We start from the raw sequence: 18,719 nt of genomic DNA on the forward strand, positions 1-18,719 counted from the left end.
TTAAAAGATAAAACTAGATTGTTCACTATTTCACATTGTACTTTACAAGATCTTGTTTGTTTCTTACTACACTTATATATTATCACCTTTTCTAAGTTAACAAAGGTCTTTGTGAAATTTTTCACAATTTAGTAACAAAGTTTTGACGTAATGGTGAACTATTTACACTATGTATCCTTTAGGTGCTTGTTTACACTAAATTTCTCCAATCTCCCCTGCCAGTACATACGACTTTCTAGTCATGACGGTAACATCATAATATGAGCTTTTAATCCGGGGGGTGACACTGGACTTCACCCCATAACTAGTAACAATTCAGAATAATTTTTTGAGTATTAGGATTATCATTTATCTTTAAATATTACGGAAAAAAGGGGGGCGAAATGCTTTCATTCCGACCCCCTACCTGAGTTTTCCATGAAATGCCTGACAAGTAGCGCAATAGGCACCGTCCTATTTAACAGTACCCGTACCAGTGAGATACGTTGCAATTTCCGGAAAAAAAGCCATGACCACAATAAATAAGATCATGATAATGGCATACGGGTAGACACCTTTGACAATTTCTGAGATGGTATTTGACCGATCGATGCCTTTGAGCACGAATAAGTTCAATCCAACTGGAGGTGTAATCAGCGCCAATTCCATATTGATGACCATAATAATGGCAAACCAGATCGGATCGAAGCCAAGGGACATAATAATTGGATACAAAATAGGAACGGCAATCACGATAATGGAAACCGTTTCTAAGAAGCATCCCAATACGAGCAACACAATATTAATCAAAATAAAGATGAGCCATGGTGAAACATCCCAGGCGACTGTGGCTTGCGTAATCGTTTGCGGAATTTGCAAGATCGTCATAATGTAACCAAGAAGCATCGCCCCTACCATGATGAACAGAATCATGGCATTAGTTTGAACTGTATGGAAGATGATGTCTTTCAAATTTTTCAAGGTAAGGTTGCGGTAGGCTAAACCGCCAATTAAGAAACTGACCACAACACCGACCGCCGCGGCTTCTGTTGGCGTAAATAATCCTGAATAAATTCCGCCAATGACAACAACCGGCAAAAGGATTCCCCAGATAGCCTTCTTGGAAGCTTCCATTTTCTCGGCCCATGTAGCCGGTTTATCTTTAATATGCCGTGTTTGCCATGAAGCAAATATCATAAATAATATGGTTAGTAAAATACCAGGGACAATTCCCGCAATAAATAGCTTTCCGACAGATACACCGGTAATATTACCATAAAGAATCATCGGAATACTTGGGGGAATCAAGATTCCCAGCGTGCCGCCGGCAGCAAGCAGACCAAGAACATGTTTCTTTTCATATCCGCGTTTGACCATTTCCGGTAATGCAACGGAACCAATGGTAATCGCTGTGGCAACACTTGAGCCAGAGATGGCGGCAAAGATCGTACAGCAAAAGATGGTCCCAATCGCAAGTCCGCCCGGCAAATGCCGAAACCATTTGCTGGCCATTTCATATAAGTCTTTTCCTACACCACAAACCAGCAAAACTTGACTCATCAGTACATACAACGGCAATGCCGTCAATTCAAAGGAATCCAACGATTTGTAGGAGATGATTGGAATTTGCGCAAATGCAAATGTTCCGCCATTGAAAAAATACATACCGCCTATTGCCAATAATCCAAGCGTAAAGGCAACCGGCAATCCGATTAAAAGAAGAGCTCCCATTCCCCCGAGAAAAAATACATTCATGCCAGAGACTCTCCTTTCTTATCAAAACAATCGACTATTTGTAAAACAAAAGCTAAGCAGAGCAACACTCCGCCAATCGGCATTGTCAATTCGGGCAGATACATTGGAACCCTTAACAAGGAAGACGAGGTAACGCCCAATTCCATCGTTCCCTGTACATGATAGAAACCATACCATGTGAAAATGACTCCAAAAAGCAATCCAAGTAAATTCGATAGGATTTCAAATATCGTTTTCGGTTTTTCTGGCAGTATATTCGTGACCAGATCCACCGTAATATGCGAAAATTTCCTCAGCGCATAACCGCTGCCAAAAAAACAGCTGCCAATCAGGGCATAAATCGATAATTCCGTAGCAAATATGGTAGGTTCGTTAAATATTGCCCTTGATAGTACTTCGTAAAAGATCATCCCTGCAACGAGTACGATGAGAATTCCTGAAATCAAGCCGCCCAAGGAAACTAAACGGTCTGTAGTTTTATAAATTGCTTTAAAAAAATTCATGATTGCCTCCATCCTATTGCATAAAACCCGTATTGAATGAAAATACACCTGGAAGGAGATGCATGGATCCCGCCCCAGGTGAACAAATGACCACTAATCAAACGGAAATGGATGTTTCCTATTTAATATGTTCTGCAAGGTCTAGCAGTTCTTTTCCAAGCTCGCCTGACTGCTTAAGGTATATGTCATAAACAGGCTTTGCTGCATCCTTCCATGCTTGCAGTTCATTCTCTGGAACGACGTAGACTTCCATGCCTTTTTCTTCTAATTCTTTAGTGGTTTTCGCATCTTCTGCTTTAGCCTGTTCGCGGATCCATTGCTCTGTTTCTGCGGCGGTGTCGCTGATTAACTTTTGGGTTTTTTCAGGAAGCTTATCCCAGTAAGCTTTATTAACAGCTAAGATAAATTCTAGGTAGGCATAATTATTGATTGTTAAATATTTAACAACCTCATCATATTTTCTTTGAGCCATCGCAGTCGTCCCGGATGTTGCCCCGTCAACGGTGTGGCGCTGCAGAGCCATATAGACTTCTCCGCCGCCCATAAAGACTGGTGAAGCACCATAAGCTTTGATTAATTCGGAAGGAATATCACCAATACTTCTAATCTTTAAACCTTTGAAATCTTCCGGTTTTTTCAACGGTTTTTTGTTATTAACAAACTGAGCGTATCCATAGTCAGCAAACAATAAAACTTTTGCCCCTTTTTCTTCCATAGTTCCTCTCAGCTTGTCCCCCATTTCTCCAGATATAGCTTTGCCTGCTGCTTCATAATTAGGAAAAACATAAGGAACATCAAAAATACCCATGGCCGGAACGGTTGAGGCCCATAAAGTGGAGGAGTTCAACCCCATTTCCACGCCGCCGGTTAAAATCGATTGATTCATTTCTTTATCACTTAAAAGCTGCCCGGCAGGATATACTTGGATTTTCACCTTTCCGCCGGATTTTTCCGTTACTTCCTTGGCAAACTTTTCTACGCCAACTGAAATATGGTGATCTTGAGGAAGGTTATAAGCCAATCGGATGGTGGCATCTTCATAGCCGTCACCGCCACCTTTTTCCGACGATGCCGTTTCTTTCGTGTTTTTTCCTCCACATGCCGTTAAAATTCCCATTAATAGTACAACTGCTAAAAAACTTGCTGCTAATTTCTTCATCCTTCATCCCTGCCTTTTATTTTCATTTTTTTCTTTCTACCTGACGTATTCTTCCAAGCGGTGTTTTGCTAGATAAACTAGCAGCATAATCCGCCGCATCCAATAGCCGGTCAAAGTTAATTCCCGTATCGACCGACATTCTATGAAACATGTAGACTAAATCTTCCGTTGAGAGATTGCCTGCAGCACCTGGTGCAAAAGGGCAGCCGCCAATGCCGCTTGCCGCCGTTTCAAAAATACGGACACCAGCTTGAAAGGCAGCATATGAGTTTGTCAGCCCCAGTCCTCTCGTATCGTGAAGATGGATGGAAACCGGAAGTTCCCCAGTAATTTCTAAGACACGGGAAAGCAATCGGTTGGTTTGCTCTGGATCGGCAATCCCAATGGTATCGGCAATTCCAATCCGATTGGCGCCTGCTGCAACGGCCCTCTCTACCAAAGCCAAAACCACATCAGGATTTACTTCCCCTTCATATGGACAGCCAAAGCTGACGGCAATGGAAAAGCATATTTTTAATGGTGTTTTCTCCTTGTTAGCTATTATTTTAGTAAACTCGTTAAAATTTTCATTGATGCTTCGCCCGATATTGCGCTGATTGAAGGTTTCAGTTGCAGCCGTTACCCAATTCACCTCGTGGATTGAGAATTGGCTTGCCCGTTCATAGCCTTTCACATTTGGAATCAGCGCCGTGATTTCCACATCCTGAAGGGAAGAACAGGCTTGAATGACTTCCTCGGCATCCGCCATTTGCGGAACCTTTTTCGGATGAACAAATGATGTTGCTTCAATCTGTTTCATTCCGGCTTCTGCCAATAAATTAATCAGTTTTATTTTTTTCTCAGTTGGCACCCATATCGGTTCATTTTGCAAGCCATCACGGGGGCTCACTTCTACAATGGAAACCTTATCCAATTAAATAACCCCCAATTGCTTTAATTTTGTTAATTGCTCCTGATCCATTTGAATCAATTTTTCAAATATCTCCACATTGTGTTCGCCCAAAGAAGGACCAATCCATTTTAAACTGCCGGGAGTTTCCGACAGCTTCGGGACCACTCCTGGGGCCAGCACCGTTTCTCCGGTCGGAAGCTCGATTGGCTCCAGCATATTTCTGGCCTTATAATGAACGTCTTCCGCAATATCCTTAATGCTGTATATAGGTCCAGCTGGAACAGCCGCATCATCCAGTGATTGCAGTGCTTCTTCCAGCGGCCTTTGCTTCGTCCATTCTTCAATGAGACCGTCAATTAATTCCACATTGTCGGCTCGCCCTTGATTCGTTGCAAACCTGGGATCATTGGCCAAATCTTCTCTTCCCATCATGTTCATTAATCGCTTGAAAATACTGTCACCATTCGCTCCAATTACCACATATTTTCCATCTGCGCACTCATATGTATTTGAAGGGGCAATACCGGGCAAGGTACTTCCGGTTCTTTCTCGAACTAAGCTTTTTAAATCATATTCCGGGAGAATTCCTTCCAATAAGCTAAAGATAGCCTCATACAGAGCGACATCAATAAGCTGACCTTTCTTGTCCGGACTTTGATCTCGGGCTCTTAATGCCATAATCGTACCGATTACAGCGTAAAGTCCAGCTACCATATCCCCTATGGCAATTCCTGCCCGTACAGGCGGCCTGTCAGGATAGCCCGTTAAATATCGTAAGCCGCCAAACGCTTCTGCAACGCTTCCAAAACCTGCCTTTTCTTTAAATGGACCTGTTTGCCCATATCCAGAAATTCTTGTCATAATCAGACTTGGGTTTATGGCTGTTAAATCTTCGTAGCCAAGCCCCCATTTTTCCAGGGTTCCGGGGCGGAAATTTTCCAGTACAACATCCACTTCTCCAGCTAGTTTCTTTACTATTTTCTGGCCCTGTTCGTCCCGTAGATTGATGGTAATCGATTTCTTATTTCGGGACTGAATATACCACCAAACGGAATTATCTCCATGCATCACCCTCCAGTTTCTGAGCGGGTCTCCTTTCTTTGGTTCTTCTACTTTTATGACCTCGGCGCCAAATTCCGCAAATATTTTCCCTGCAAATGGCGCAGCAACTAAATTGCCCAATTCCAATATCTTAATTCCTTCAAGTGGCATTTTTTTAACCAATCTGGTTAGCTCCTCTCTAGATTCTTCTTGATTAGATGTAAGCGTTTTAATGATGGCAAAACCTAATGTTTAAGGCTCAAATCTACTGATATTTCCGGGTTTATCCCCTTTGCCGCAAGATAAAGCTGATAATCTACTTCAAGATGCTTTTTCATATTTACCTTAGCTGCTTCCGCATCTTGATCTTTAATCGCTTGAAAAATAGCATAATGTTCTTTGATGACTGTGGTTTTTCTGGCAGGTTCAATCTCTAAAATACTTCTTCTGTAAAAGCTGATAACTCCCCTTAGTTCGGTTATCATTTTCTTCAGGAAAGGGTTAGCGCTTGATTCCACAATCATTTGATGAAATCTTTCATTCATCTGATAAACCCTTTTCATATCGTTATCACTTATCTCTTCCGGTGTGCTTTCAAAGATATTTTTCATTTCTTCCAACTGTTTTTCTGTTCTTCTCTTCGCAGCATAAATGGCGGCAAGCGGCTCAAGCACAATTCTGCATTCGAATAGAGATTGATAATCGTTTAAAGTTGGATTATATACTGTAACGCCGCCATTTTGCTGTTCAACAACGAGTCCATCTTTACCAAGCAGGCGAATGGCTTCACGGACCGGGCTGCGGCTCACTCCCAGTTCCTCGGCTAGTCTCTCTTCTACCAATCTTCGCCCCGGCTCAATTCCCCCTGTGATAATTTGATCCCGTAAATACGGATAAACCTGATCTAATAAAGTATCTCTTCTTATTATTTTCTTAGCCATTTCTTCCCCTCATCGTCGACGGTATACGGTCTACATTTTCACTAATCATAATAATGTAAAAAATCAGACTAGTCAATATCCTTTTATGTATTTAATTCCTTGTTGCAACAAAAACATATGAATTGTGTAAATTACCACCATTCAATAGGTCTTCCATTGTTAGAAGTAGTAGTCATACTAATAGAAACTTATGGCTTGCCTTACCTCCTCCCTAAAAGGTCCTTTTTGAAGGTATTTCGGGCAGAATAGTTATTACTTAGGTTAACATTTAAAAATGAAAAAAAGGGTGAACCGCCGAAAGCTTTCCGGATTCACCCTCTTTTTATTTAGGTATAGTTTACTCTTAAAGGATTAATAGGTTAGTCCATGACCAAGTTTATAAATATTGCCATCGCTATCCTTATAGGCATATGCGAGTCCTTCAGGCATATAGATGTCCTTGTCATAGCCCGGTACATCGTTTCTCGATACACAATCTCCATTTTCATCAACTGCAATGACTGCTTCACTCGCAGGCAATGTCAACGGTAAAACACCTACTGGACGGCTATTGCCCGCCACTACCTCGAACTGCGCTTTATAGAATGTATCGTATCCTGCGATTAAAGCATCTGCCAATGGTTCAACATTTCCAAGAATCCAAGGCAGAACGACATCCACAGTCATAATGACTTTTCCTCCACGAACATGGATACTATCTGCCACTTCCTTTAGATGATCGATACCAGTTAAAGTTGTTTCCTCATACGTAGAACCATCCAACGCTGTTAATGTTTTATTCTCGCAAATTTCAAGTTCTAAAAGGCCCGGTGTTGCATTAAAATAAGCTCCAGATTTTGGACTTAATAATAAAATAGCAACGTCTGCTTCTTTATAGTTATCAGTCAAAGTAAACTGCCCTAATTCTCGGCATTCCTTCCTTGCTTTTTCCGTGTAAGAAGCTGCTCGTTCTGGCTCCTTATGGAAAACCTCTATATAAACCTTCTTATTATCGAGCTTTTCAGCTGTTAATGGTAATGTCTGATTATTATTTTTAAGAACGGTGACCGACTTCTTATGCGCTTCATAAGCAGCCTCCCAGCTCGCTGGTTTGCTAACTACTGCAGTCGCATTTTCAGTTGAAACATAGGTACGATCATCAAATAATCCTAGCGTAAACATTTCTGTAAGGAGGCGTACATTTGCTTCATCAATACGCTTCTCACTGATCCATCCATTTTGGATGGCTAATTTTAGATTTTCAATATCATTTGTATCCGCAACAAGGTCTGTACCAGCATTGATGGCTTTAGAAAAACGTTCAGCCTCCGTCTTATCCTCAACGCCCCAGCTCATTTTATTGGTGACACCGCTGTCGCTATTGATATAGCCCTTGAATCCTAATTTTCCTCTTAGGATATGCTGTAAGAAATAATGATTAAATGTAAAGCCAACTTCTTCGAAAGGAATATCCTCCCCCTCGAATTCTTGAACCACACTCTTATTGATACGTGGGATTGAATAATATGGCATGATGGATGAAGTACCATGTTCTACCGCTGCCTGGAATGGCGGTAAGTGATACTTTTCTAAGCTTCCCGGTGTTGGGTATAAATTCCACTTTCCTTCTTCATAATGTGGATCAAACCCATTTTCCCTCGCACCGCCGCCAGGGAAATGCTTTGTTGTCATCGCAATACTATGTTTTCCTAAGGTCTCTCCTTGAAATCCGTCAATGATGCGGCCGATTGCATCAGAAATAAATTCCGGATCTTCACCGAATGTGCCATATGTCCGCTGCCATCTAGGATCTGTGGCAGTATCAGCCATATACATATATCCCTTTCTGATACCCGTGGCATCCCACTCATCATGTGCTATTTGGGCAAATTGGCTGATAAGTGAGGCATCACCGCCATTTTTAATCTCTCCTTTAGCTGCTGCTGCAAGACCTAAGGTTCCTGGCCACGTAGAAAAAATCCCTGCTGCATCATTCATACCAAAGATGGCTTCTCCATTTTCGTTTCTTGAATTTGATGCGATTAAACATGGAATACCAAGACGTGTTCCCTCACATAATTCATTCATTTTATTAACCCACTCAGCCATTTCAGCAGGACTAAAATTGTCTCTTAAAATGAAGTGGCGCAAATGCATGTTTTCAACCGTCTGGGTTGTACCATAGATTTTTGAAGCGGCAAAAATATTTTCACCTTTTTCGACAATCGCTTCATCCAGCACACCATCATGGCTTGTCTTACTCTTATCTTCCTGTGAAAGTCCCATCTTACGTGTATTAATCAGCATCATTCCGACTTTTTCATCGACATTCATCAATGAGACTAGGTTCTCTGCCCGTTCTTTCGGGCTCAAACGCCAATCCTTATACGGATCAAGTTTCCCATTGCCATTCAAATCTTTAAATTTTAATCCATCAACTTCAATGATGTTCTTGACTCTAACTTCTAACTTAGGTTGTTTATAGCTAGATTCCAATTTAATGCCTCCTAAAAATGGGTCTACCTCTCATTATTCCCTATAGATGAATCTATCTTTCATTCCCACTCCATCTATATGGGACTTGGTATCCCTATCGTTAGTGTTATAATAACAACAAAAAGTTGAAAATAAATAACACTTATTGCTAAAAATATTGTAAATATTGCTTTATGAGAGGAGGCCGCCCAATGAAGCAATCCATTCTTATTCCAGGAATAAATAAAGGTTTTGAAATTCATGACTTCAGCAAAAAAAATCAATCCCATGATTGGCTCAAGAAATATAACGAATCCACCAGGGAATCTTCCCAATTAGAGTCTTTATTCCGATTGCACAGGCACGATGTTTTGGAGCTTCTTGTCTTTTTAGGAGGGGAGTGTGAATTCTTTTGTGAAGGAAAGACCTATTCCTTGAGGAGAGGGGATATTGTGGTGATCCCTCCTTATGCTGTTCATCAAGCGATTGTTAAGAATATCAATTCCTATGAACGCTTCATTGTTAGCGTTAGTGAGGATTTAATGGATGACTTTCTATCTAGTTCGCCCTCTATGAAGGAGAATATTGTTTTTCAAAAAACACAAGGTTCTTTTGCGTTACATCTGCATTCCGAAAATTTCCAAGAGATCATTTCTTTACTTCACGAAATAACACATAGAATAAAAAGTGGTGAAGATCACTTTTCCTTTACAATAAATTACCTATTATTTCAAGCACTTCAAGTTATCTTTAATCCTGAAAGCAGTATGCCAAACCTTAGTAATAAGGATGAACTAGACCATAGGTTTTTATCAATACTAGAATACATTGAATCACATTTAACAGAGCCGGATTTAAGTTTAGACACAATCTCTGATTATTTTCATTTAAATAAATACTATTTTTCTCATTACTTTAAAAAGAACATGAACCTGCCCTTTTACCGTTATGTATCACTAAAGCGTCTATCGTTTGCTGTAACGATGATTAAACAAAATCAAATTTCCATAGAAGAAATCGCTTTGAAATGCGGTTTTCCCGACTATTCGAGTTTTTACAGACTCTTCAAAAAGGAATACAACCTTTCTCCGAAAAATTTGCAAAAGGAATATAAAAATTTATTGTCGATATCTACTCATAATTTGTAGATATTTCCCGGGAATTTGTTGAAATTTGAAAAATAAGGTGCCTATCCGTATCGCGTAACGCTATAATTCGAGTTATATCGCCCACCGATACTAAGCACAAAAAAGGGAGTTGCAATCCCTTTTTTCTTCCGCTCCTTCTTTGGAGGAGAAAGCTTGTTCATTCGGTTTTATATCACATCGCATATCGGGCATCTTTTCTATTAAATATGAGGCTTTTTAGATTTATTTGTAGGCTGTATCGGGCAGCGATACGAAAAAGCGATACCTTCATCTGGTATCGCTTTTTATTATTCATTAGTAATATGCTTTGCTTACTCATCCCTATCAACAGCCATTTTTTCAAAAAACGAGTGAAATTGAGATGAGAAATAGGTCACAGATTGTCGCCTACAAAAAACCGAGCCCATTCTTCCATCTCAACTGAAATAAGTTTGCTTAAATCATTGGCCTGATTGCCTAATAATGTGGTGGCTTTGTTCAATAAATCTTTCATTTCAAGTGGATTCCCTGGTGAACCAGTTGGAGCATCTACTCTGGAAACGAACTTCTGGCCATTCTTTAGGATAATTTATGGCGAAAACTACCTAATTTGTAGAAATTCCCCGGGAATTTTGTTGAAATTTGAAAAATATTAGATACGAATATTCGAAACCAAGGAGATTCTCTTGCGAAAATAAAAGTCCTTCTTCTCATTGGAGTCGCGGGGAATATTTAATTTGTATTGGGTAGCGCTATAAGTTAGTTGCAAGTTGTATCGCCCAGCGATACGAATCTAAAAAAAGGTGATACCTTCCATTCTAGAGGAACTCTATTAGTAGAGGTGCTCTACCACCTTATTTTCGGAATATGGAGAAAAGCCCTCCCCAATTTCCTTTAGGTTTTTGTATCGCTTCTTCTAAACGTTTATTAAAATCACTTTGTGAATTCCATTCCTTTTTCTGTTCGTTCCGCATATTTTGAATTTCATTTTGTAATAGTTCACTTTTTTGTTTTTCTAGTTGCAGCAATGCTTCGTAATTGGTATTTTGTTGTTCAGTTAATTTTTCAATTTTTGCATTTGTTTTTTGCGCTGAATTTCCAATACTAGAACTTATAACATGATGATCTTGCTGGAGTCGGGAAACGGTTATTTTTAGCTGCGCCATATCATTCGTCAGTTGGATATTCATTTCACGGGTGGCTGCAAGTTCTTTGACTAAAAATGTTAAGACCTCTTTTATTTGATTGGGATCATGAAGTGAATTTTCATATGTATCGGGTATCGCAATCTCTATTTCATTGGATCCTTCTAATCTTTCTTTTTGTTGGTACACAAGATCTTTAGCTGTATCGTCTAGGGGTTTGTCCGTATCGCGTAACGCTATAAGCGCTCCGATGTCAGATTGCACAAAGATACGCCGATCACCATCTTTTAAAAACTCATATCCATTCTTCTCTAAAATTTGGCCATACTTTCGTACAGTGGGAGTTGCAATCCCTACTTCTTCCGCCACTTCCTTGGAAGAGAAAGCTTGTTCATTCAGTTGTATATCACGTCGCATATCGTATCTCCTTTTCTTTTAAATATGAAGGTTTTTAGGTTTATTTGCAAGCTATATCGCCCAGCGATACGAAACAAAAAAAGGAGCTGTTCAGCCCCTTCTAAAGGAATTTTATTTAATTTTTATCTCATTAAGCAATTTGTTCGGTGTGCTCCGCTACAAGTTTGTTATAAAGCTGTAAATCTTCTGCATATAAATTCAAATAAGTTGCCATTCCTGTATTCTTCGCTTTTTCAAAGCTTGCCCAGTCAACAATACCGTGTTCCAGATTCAACTTTTCAGCATTCTCCCAAGCCGTTTCTTCAAAACCGATATTCATCTCATGCTCTTCGATTAGCATAGCAAGAAGATTGGGATCACTGTATCGTTCGTATATTGGATAGTTTTTTTTCATATCGTAATATTCAAGTGTTTTTGTCAGTGAATCCAATAAAGCGTTCCGGTCTAACGCATGCCCTAATTCATGAAGTGTAAAAGCTTGAATATACGATTTGAGTGAGACTGATTCCTGCATTTCCATTATTGCTTCTTCTATTCGTTTATCATCATAACCTATATAGTCAAGGATAAAATTATAGCTCATATTTACCCCAGTAATCTGATGCTTCAGTTCAGTATCTATTCCAACAGTTCTTATAGTGGCCTGTATTAATTGCTCAATCCAATTATTTTTCTCGTTCACTTATTCCCCTTGCTTTCTCATTTATTTTATCTTATGTGGCAATAAGACTTATGGATTATTAGTGTGGAAAATCTTCTATTCACATATTATATTAGATGAAATTTCTTCCAACTATATGAATATATATCAAAATAAAAGACATTTCAACAGGTAATATACTATGTATTAACCTCTATATCCAAAAAAAAAAGCGTTCTCTGAATAAAAAAGAGAACGCCTTCAATTTAATTAGCTCACCGATCCGTATTTATGCAAAATTTCACGCAAAAAAGGGACGTCCCATAATGTATGGGGCGCCCCTTCTTGATAATCGTTCGAATTAAATTCGATGAGTGTTCCTTACGTATTTAATCGTTGTCACGTTGTCTAGCACGTGCTTCGCCGCCTTTACGGCCCGCTTCTGCTTTGCTCATTTTTCCATCGCTGTCACTATTGTCATCGCGTTGGTTAGCACGTGCTTCTCCACCCTTTTGTCCAATTTCCTCGTAAAATTCTCTGTCATGATTTTTAGAAGTGGCTTCGCCGCCTTTTTGTCCGATCTCTTCATAAAACTCTCTGTCATGGGTTTTAGAAGTGGCTTCGCCGCCTTTACGTCCTGCTTCTTCGACGGTCATACTACCATTGTTGTTTTCGTTGCGATTGTTCTTATTTTCCTTAGCCATAATAAAATCCCTCCAAATTTTTAGTTGAATTTTGTTACACTCTTTATATTCCCGCTCTCTATTAAATTAAACATCCCTTTTTCTTTTTCTATTACTCTTAGAATTTCTCTTACTGTTTCTTTCCACGTAACGTAAGACATGAAAAAGAGGCTTCCCGCAAGTTTACACTCCTCCATCCTGCTTCAATGCCCAGTTTTAACCTTCATGTACGGAGGAAAAATGTCGAGAGCTGATTTCCTCACAGAGCTAACCCACGAGCGGTGGCAGGCACCCTCTCCAAACGAATTGTCCCCGAAGTTCACCACTTTGAAACGAATGAACCGTCCCTGGGCTTTTCCTGGAGAATCCCATAGTAATAGGCAATAGGCTTTCTGACGGCCTTTGTAATTTTAAGTTTTCTAATTAGTTGTCTAAAGGATTTGATAGCGAGATTAACGACTTCATTGATTTCCATATTTAGTTCATGGACTTGTATATGTGTCATATGCCAATATTCTTCGATTAATTTTGCATCGGGAAAGAAGCATATAACGAATTGAACAAAACGCTGTGGAACACGGCTACTAACAAAGGTGTAATCTAATTCAGACGGCTCTTCTTTACGTTTATTTATCTTTTGATTTTTTTCAGTTTTTAAAAGATTAGTAGTTTCTTTAGGGTGGGTCATTATTTCCTGTTTAGGTGGTTTTGTGCCACCCTTTCATCGCTAGTTTCCGTTTCCGGCACTTCCACGATATAGGGTTTTGTAAAGAGAATCGAACCTCTCCATTTCGATTTTGAGGCCACTTTTGAGCCCAAACACTCATTTTTGCCCTCATAATCAAATTTTAAAGCCCATTTTTGCATTTTGAGGCTGTTTTGCTATCAATTTTGTTCAAGTGGATTGTTCTCCCTGCTTTCATTCGTTTTAACAACAGATAATAGCTTTTCCTTGCACAATCCGACACTCATCTACCATTCTCCTCTATTTTCCCTATTAACCAAACGTTTAATTAAAATCGCTGTGATCCTTGATACATAAGCCTTTCCCGGACCAAATCTATGAAAAAGCTGTTGAAAGGTGCAACAAAATATGGATAGTAGTAGATTCGAACCTCAATTTTCACAAATCGACATCCTTTCGACAAAATTCCATATAGGCTATACTATTCAATCGTTTGGTTAAAACAGCAGCAATGTATTAATCTATAAGAATATCCCCTCCAAATCTAACTAGAAGAATGTCGACAATTGCCAGGGAAATTTGTAGATATTGCCCCACTTATTTGCACTATTTGACTGGCTTCACTTGAACTTACATCATTCCATCTATTCCACGTATTTCCGCTATTACTTAAACGTTTGATTGAAAGGAGCTTCAAAGCGCACCAATTCAGGATTTTTCTCTTTCAATGCCTAAAAATAATGTTGAAACACGTCCCAAAAAACATTCTTTAAAAAGGAAGTATGAATGGTGGCTTTACTAGAATTAGCCCCAAACCCAACACGGTGTCGGTATCCTTGAGTAATTACTCTGCCTTCATCAAGCTTCCTAGGAACGCTTTTTCAGCAATACTCATTCCTCTTCACCTGCCGTAAGATCGAGTTCAAATTTACTTGGAATATCTCTTCCGGAGACATTGGGGTCAATCCCCAAGTGAACTAAAGCTTTAATGTACCGGGGGACTGACCCCATTGCCCTAATTGGGCCAAATAGTCTGGATTATCTCCAAATTAGAAAACTATTATATTAAAATTTATTTGTTTTCGAAGGACTTTTTGGTGTCAAACCGGGTAATTATTCATATATCTTTTGAATGATGAACAAGGAGGATAGGAACATGGAAAGAAACAATACGATAATGCAATTTTTCGAGTGGCATATAGAGCCAGACGGCAGCCATTGGAGACGTCTGCAGGAGTTGGCACCAGAATTAAAAGAAAAAGGTATCTCCTCCATCTGGATACCACCTGTGACAAAAGCGATCTCGCCTGAGGATAATGGCTATGCCTCATATGATTTATACGATCTGGGTGAATTTAAACAAAAAGGATCCATCCGGACAAAGTACGGGACTAGACAAGAGCTAATAGAAGCAATAGCTGCATGTCAAAACGTCGGCATTAAAGTCTATATTGATGTAGTAATAAACCATAAAGGAGGTGCTGACGAGACGGAATTAATTAACGTGATTGAAGTGGACCAGGAGAACCGGACGAAAGAAATATCTGAGCCCTTTGAAATTAAAGCTTGGACAAAGTTTACATTTCCAGGGCGTAAAGGAAAATATTCTTCTTTTGAATGGGGATTTGAGCATTTTAGTGGCACCGATTATGATGAAAAGACCGGGAAATCAGGAATATTTAAAATCCTTGGAGATGACAAGGATTGGAGTAAACATGTGGATGATGAATACGGAAATTATGACTATCTAATGCTTGCCGATATTAACTATGAACATCCTGAAGTAAAAAAGGAAATGATAGAATGGGGAAAATGGCTTAGTGATACCCTTAACTGCGATGGATACCGCCTTGATGCAATTAAGCATATCAATCACTATTTCATCAGTGAGTTTGTACAGGAGATGCGTAAACACCGAGGGGATGATTTTTATTTTGTCGGAGAAGTTTGGAAAACTCATCTGCATGCCTGCCAAAAATACCTTGACCATGTCGATTATCAGATAGATTTGTTTGATGTCCCCTTGCATTATAAGTTGCATCAAGCCTCCAACGAAGGTAGTGATTTTGATTTAACCAGCATTTTCGAGGGTACCCTTGTAAACTCCCACCCTAAAAATGCTGTTACCTTCGTTGATAATCATGACACTCAGCCCCAGGAGTCCCTTGAATCGTGGATTCAGGACTGGTTTAAGCCAAGTGCATATGCCCTAATTTTCCTTAGAAGAGATGGAAATCCATGCCTCTTCTATGGGGATTATTACGGAATCGGAGGACCAGAGCCGGAAGATGGAAAAAAGGAAATCCTAGATTGCCTCCTCTTTGCCAGGTACGATAAAGCATACGGTGAACAGCATGATTACTTCGACCATCCCAATACCATTGGCTGGGTTCGGCTGGGTATGAAGGAACTAAAACACTCTGGGTGTGCAGTCGTCATTGCCAATGGAGAAGATGGAGAGAAAAGAATGTACGTTGGTGAAAGGAAGGCTGGAGAAACATGGGTAGACTTCACAAACTCAAGGGATGACCAAATTACAATCGAAGAAGATGGATATGCCACTTTCCCGGTTAACGGCGGCGGCGTATCAGTTTGGGCATACCATCCTAAGGAATAAGAACAATTATATGTATGGGCCATTTAGCAATTTTAATAGCACAAACAAAATGTCCACTGGAGGTGGACATTTTGTTTGTGCTGTCTTTTTGTGGTGTCAGGCACCTTTTTATAGTTGTATTGTTGATATTGTTTTATTATAAAAGGGATTCGGCCCCGTCAATGTAGATTTCGCTTCCGGTTATGTGATTTGATTGGTTGGAAGCAAGGAATAGAACTAGGTCGGCGACTTGTTCGGCTTTTCCTGGTTTGTGTTCCAATGGTTGGTTTCCTTCTGGGTATTTAATGGGAATTTCCACCTTTTTTAATTTTTCGTTTTCTTTCCATGTGTTTTCTTTGATATTTGTTTCAATCGCACCTGGACAGATCATGTTGACTCTAATACTATAGTTGGCAAGCTCAAGAGCGGCCATTTTCCCAAAGCCCATCTGGCCAATTTTGGATGTACTATAGGCAGACATTCCAATATTTTTATAGATCCTGTTCCCATTAATTGAACTCGTAATAATGATACTTCCCCCATTTGTCTTCAAATGCGGGATCGCATATTTTACCGTTAAAAAGGTACTCGTTAAGTTATTGGAAATGGTTAGGTCCCAGTCCTTCGGCTCTAAGTCTTCTATGGGCGCAACTTCCCCATTAATTCCCGCGTTCGCAAAGACAACATCTAGTCTCCCCCACTGATCAATGGTTCTTTTGTAACAGTTCTCTACTTCCTTCGGGTGAGAAACGTCGGCTTCCAAGACAAGGGCTTCACTTCCCATTTCTTCGATTTGGTTTTTCACTTCTTTTACGTTTTCTTTATGCAAATCTACTAAAGCAATCTTTCCCCCATTTTGAGCAAGCTTTAGAGCAGCAGCCCTTCCGATCCCAGAGCCAGCTCCTGTAACAAAAGCAACCTGATTTTGAAGCAGCTTCTCCACGTTAAAAAACCTCCTTTACTAACGATGTATATTACTATATCCACCTTAGAGATTTAGAAACATAAAAATTATATTAATGATTCAGACAACAACCTTTTTCGCCCATCTAGCTTTTCAATTCCCACAACATTTCTTAAATTTTTTCCCGCTTCCACATGGACAAAGATCGTTTCTGCCAACCTGTTATATTTTTGATTTGCAGTTTTTTCCGAATTTCTTGAAGGTCTGCGACTCTTAATGCAGATAGCCCTACTTTTATAAATAAAAAAGAAGCTTCCCAAAAGCGCAATAAGTGATGTTCAGGTGATGAGTTATTTATTATCATAACGTACTAAGCCGCAGTTCATAAAAATACTGCACAACTGGATGCTTTAACTTCATCTTCTCAGTCATGTTTAAAATTCGTTTTTTTCCAACCCGTCTGTCCACCAAAGCTAGAATATTCAATAGGATATCATTGCTCTCTATGCTTTCCTCTATAGAAGTGGATAAAAACTTATTAGCTACAACGATAAAATTTGATTTACTTAATGATGACTGCGCTGACAAAATCTCCTTTGCATATTCTGATAATTTTCTACCCCTTGCAATTACTTGTAGACGATCCTCCGGAACTATCCCCTTGGTTTCTTTTCTTACCGCTTCAATTTCCTCATTGTTGATAGGAATTTGGATATCTGAATCATTCTTAATTTCCAGCTCCGTCTGATACCATTTGATTAAGGTAGTTATATCACACATATTGAGTACATTCTTTTTATCTACCACAATATAACAAAGTCCTGCTTTATCAGGTAAATAACGGTAGCTGGTTGCACGGTATTCAACCCTTCCATTTAATGCAGGACAGAGAAAACTCTCCAGATTTTGCTTCAATTTGCTCCAGGCCATGTAATTCTCCTTAAATTTTATATTATAAATATTTATTGAGGCAGTCGTTCTATTATCCATAATACAATAACCAACACTTCGATCATACTAAATACAAGGTTTAAGTGTGACATGAATTTCTGATGTATCGATAATAGTGTGCGAATAAATATCCAGACTGATGAATAAGTAATATAGAAATTCGGCTTAAGACAACAATAAGATTTAATAAGGTATATCGTGCATATCGATCATTAATAATCATCCCTACCACAAATAAGAGGTGACCCATCAGGGTCACCTCCTATTCTCATAATACTTGTTTCACCTGTACTACAGTACTACAGCACTATTCAATATAAACAAAACGAATTCAATTGAAATAACATTTAACTCTTCTGAAAAATATAACGTCAGCTAGTGAATAGGTAGAAAATACAATAACAATTGAAAAGTTGCAGTCATCAAGACATTGGGGTCAGTCCCCAAGTGAACTAAAGCTTTAATGCGCCGGGGGACTGACCCCATAAGCCGTTAGTGAAATTCCGTTAAAGACCCAACACCTTCATCCTTTTGTTCGAGTTCATTTATTCTTTGACGTGTATATCTATTGGAATATAACAATAATAAAAGAAATAAAACTAAACAACCACTAATAATCAACAAGAAATATTGGAACCAAGCACCGAAATCTAAAACCTCCAATTAAATCCCCTCTTTTCATATTAATTTCCCCTTGACTAAAGGCACTTATTATTTAAAATTTATATACCCCAAAACCAGTATATGAATCATAAAAATTACAGATAAATTCCTACCTGAGACTTGATGCGCAACGTTAATACCTCACTCTCCATTAAACAATCAAAAAAAAGCGCCAACCCCAGTC

The 18,719-nt window shown here is 39.3% G+C and carries 16 protein-coding genes; 2 read left to right on the forward strand and 14 right to left on the reverse strand.

All coding sequences use genetic code 11. The features are described 5' to 3' along the window. Positions 1–453: 453 nt before the first annotated feature. From BSO02S_RS23935 to BSO02S_RS23965, 7 genes are all read right to left on the reverse strand, one after another. Positions 454–1,734: a TRAP transporter large permease gene (locus BSO02S_RS23935; RefSeq protein WP_066073801.1), complete on the reverse strand. Its 1,281-nt coding sequence runs from the start codon at positions 1,732–1,734 to the stop codon at positions 454–456. Then, a complete protein-coding gene (locus tag BSO02S_RS23940) occupies positions 1,731–2,237 on the reverse strand; it encodes a TRAP transporter small permease (protein WP_066073804.1) in 507 nt (168 codons plus the stop codon). Before BSO02S_RS23940 ends, BSO02S_RS23935 begins: the two co-directional genes overlap by 4 nt. Before the next feature lie 118 nt (positions 2,238–2,355). Beyond that, positions 2,356–3,396, reverse strand: a complete 1,041-nt coding sequence (locus BSO02S_RS23945) for a TRAP transporter substrate-binding protein (protein WP_066073808.1) — start codon at positions 3,394–3,396, stop codon at positions 2,356–2,358. 22 nt (positions 3,397–3,418) lie between these two features. Next, on the reverse strand, positions 3,419–4,309 hold the full coding sequence (locus BSO02S_RS23950) for a hydroxymethylglutaryl-CoA lyase (RefSeq protein ID WP_066073812.1): 891 nt from the start codon (positions 4,307–4,309) through the stop codon (positions 3,419–3,421). Next, entirely contained in the window at positions 4,310–5,512 is a 1,203-nt protein-coding gene (locus BSO02S_RS23955) for a CaiB/BaiF CoA transferase family protein (protein WP_066073816.1), read from the reverse strand. Between the two features lie 62 nt (positions 5,513–5,574). Beyond that, positions 5,575–6,270, reverse strand: a complete 696-nt coding sequence (locus tag BSO02S_RS23960) for a GntR family transcriptional regulator (protein WP_066073819.1) — start codon at positions 6,268–6,270, stop codon at positions 5,575–5,577. Between the two features lie 351 nt (positions 6,271–6,621). Next, positions 6,622–8,745, reverse strand: a complete 2,124-nt coding sequence (locus BSO02S_RS23965) for a glycoside hydrolase family 3 protein (RefSeq protein ID WP_066073822.1) — start codon at positions 8,743–8,745, stop codon at positions 6,622–6,624. 191 nt (positions 8,746–8,936) lie between these two features. On the opposite strand from BSO02S_RS23965, the gene BSO02S_RS23970 reads away from it, so the two are divergent. After that, complete coding sequence (locus BSO02S_RS23970; RefSeq protein ID WP_066073825.1) at positions 8,937–9,872, forward strand: AraC family transcriptional regulator; 936 nt, start codon at positions 8,937–8,939, stop codon at positions 9,870–9,872. Between the two features lie 833 nt (positions 9,873–10,705). On the opposite strand, the gene BSO02S_RS23975 is transcribed toward BSO02S_RS23970, so the two are convergent. From BSO02S_RS23975 to BSO02S_RS23990, 4 genes are all read right to left on the reverse strand, one after another. Next, on the reverse strand, positions 10,706–11,413 hold the full coding sequence (locus BSO02S_RS23975; protein WP_066073828.1) for an SH3 domain-containing protein: 708 nt from the start codon (positions 11,411–11,413) through the stop codon (positions 10,706–10,708). 130 nt (positions 11,414–11,543) lie between these two features. Next, positions 11,544–12,095: an integrase gene (locus BSO02S_RS23980; RefSeq protein ID WP_066073831.1), complete on the reverse strand. Its 552-nt coding sequence runs from the start codon at positions 12,093–12,095 to the stop codon at positions 11,544–11,546. Between the two features lie 347 nt (positions 12,096–12,442). Continuing rightward, positions 12,443–12,757, reverse strand: a complete 315-nt coding sequence (locus BSO02S_RS23985; RefSeq protein WP_066073834.1) for a KGG domain-containing protein — start codon at positions 12,755–12,757, stop codon at positions 12,443–12,445. A 298-nt stretch (positions 12,758–13,055) separates the two neighbouring features. Beyond that, a complete protein-coding gene (locus BSO02S_RS23990) occupies positions 13,056–13,424 on the reverse strand; it encodes a hypothetical protein (protein WP_066073838.1) in 369 nt (122 codons plus the stop codon). A gap of 1,153 nt (positions 13,425–14,577) precedes the next feature. On the opposite strand from BSO02S_RS23990, the gene BSO02S_RS24000 reads away from it, so the two are divergent. After that, positions 14,578–16,038, forward strand: coding sequence for an alpha-amylase (locus BSO02S_RS24000; protein ID WP_066073844.1), 1,461 nt, complete (start codon positions 14,578–14,580; stop codon positions 16,036–16,038). Positions 16,039–16,174: 136 nt separating this feature from the next. On the opposite strand, the gene BSO02S_RS24005 is transcribed toward BSO02S_RS24000, so the two are convergent. The 3 genes from BSO02S_RS24005 to BSO02S_RS27355 form a co-directional block, all read right to left on the reverse strand. Then, positions 16,175–16,960: an SDR family oxidoreductase gene (locus BSO02S_RS24005; RefSeq protein WP_066073847.1), complete on the reverse strand. Its 786-nt coding sequence runs from the start codon at positions 16,958–16,960 to the stop codon at positions 16,175–16,177. Between the two features lie 321 nt (positions 16,961–17,281). Next, entirely contained in the window at positions 17,282–17,851 is a 570-nt protein-coding gene (locus tag BSO02S_RS24010; RefSeq protein WP_066073850.1) for an SF0329 family protein, read from the reverse strand. 100 nt (positions 17,852–17,951) lie between these two features. After that, positions 17,952–18,122, reverse strand: coding sequence for a hypothetical protein (locus tag BSO02S_RS27355; RefSeq protein ID WP_157081502.1), 171 nt, complete (start codon positions 18,120–18,122; stop codon positions 17,952–17,954). Between the last annotated feature and the right edge of the window lie 597 nt (positions 18,123–18,719).

Origin of the sequence: Neobacillus soli NBRC 102451 (assembly GCF_001591665.1) — a bacterium.
Taxonomy (GTDB): domain Bacteria; phylum Bacillota; class Bacilli; order Bacillales; family Cytobacillaceae; genus Neobacillus; species Neobacillus soli.

What these genes read in the sequence shown, in the direction of transcription:
- BSO02S_RS23935 (WP_066073801.1), bottom strand. Translation starts at nt 1,734, where the DNA reads ATGAATGTATTTTTTCTCGGGGGAATGGGAGCTCTTCTTTTAATCGGA.
- BSO02S_RS23940 (WP_066073804.1), bottom strand. Translation starts at nt 2,237, where the DNA reads ATGAATTTTTTTAAAGCAATTTATAAAACTACAGACCGTTTAGTTTCC.
- BSO02S_RS23945 (WP_066073808.1), bottom strand. Translation starts at nt 3,396, where the DNA reads ATGAAGAAATTAGCAGCAAGTTTTTTAGCAGTTGTACTATTAATGGGA.
- BSO02S_RS23960 (WP_066073819.1), bottom strand. Translation starts at nt 6,270, where the DNA reads ATGGCTAAGAAAATAATAAGAAGAGATACTTTATTAGATCAGGTTTAT.
- BSO02S_RS23970 (WP_066073825.1), top strand. Translation starts at nt 8,937, where the DNA reads ATGAAGCAATCCATTCTTATTCCAGGAATAAATAAAGGTTTTGAAATT.
- BSO02S_RS23975 (WP_066073828.1), bottom strand. Translation starts at nt 11,413, where the DNA reads ATGCGACGTGATATACAACTGAATGAACAAGCTTTCTCTTCCAAGGAA.
- BSO02S_RS23985 (WP_066073834.1), bottom strand. Translation starts at nt 12,757, where the DNA reads ATGGCTAAGGAAAATAAGAACAATCGCAACGAAAACAACAATGGTAGT.
- BSO02S_RS23990 (WP_066073838.1), bottom strand. Translation starts at nt 13,424, where the DNA reads ATGACCCACCCTAAAGAAACTACTAATCTTTTAAAAACTGAAAAAAAT.
- BSO02S_RS24000 (WP_066073844.1), top strand. Translation starts at nt 14,578, where the DNA reads ATGGAAAGAAACAATACGATAATGCAATTTTTCGAGTGGCATATAGAG.
- BSO02S_RS24010 (WP_066073850.1), bottom strand. Translation starts at nt 17,851, where the DNA reads ATGGCCTGGAGCAAATTGAAGCAAAATCTGGAGAGTTTTCTCTGTCCT.
- BSO02S_RS27355 (WP_157081502.1), bottom strand. Translation starts at nt 18,122, where the DNA reads ATGGGTCACCTCTTATTTGTGGTAGGGATGATTATTAATGATCGATAT.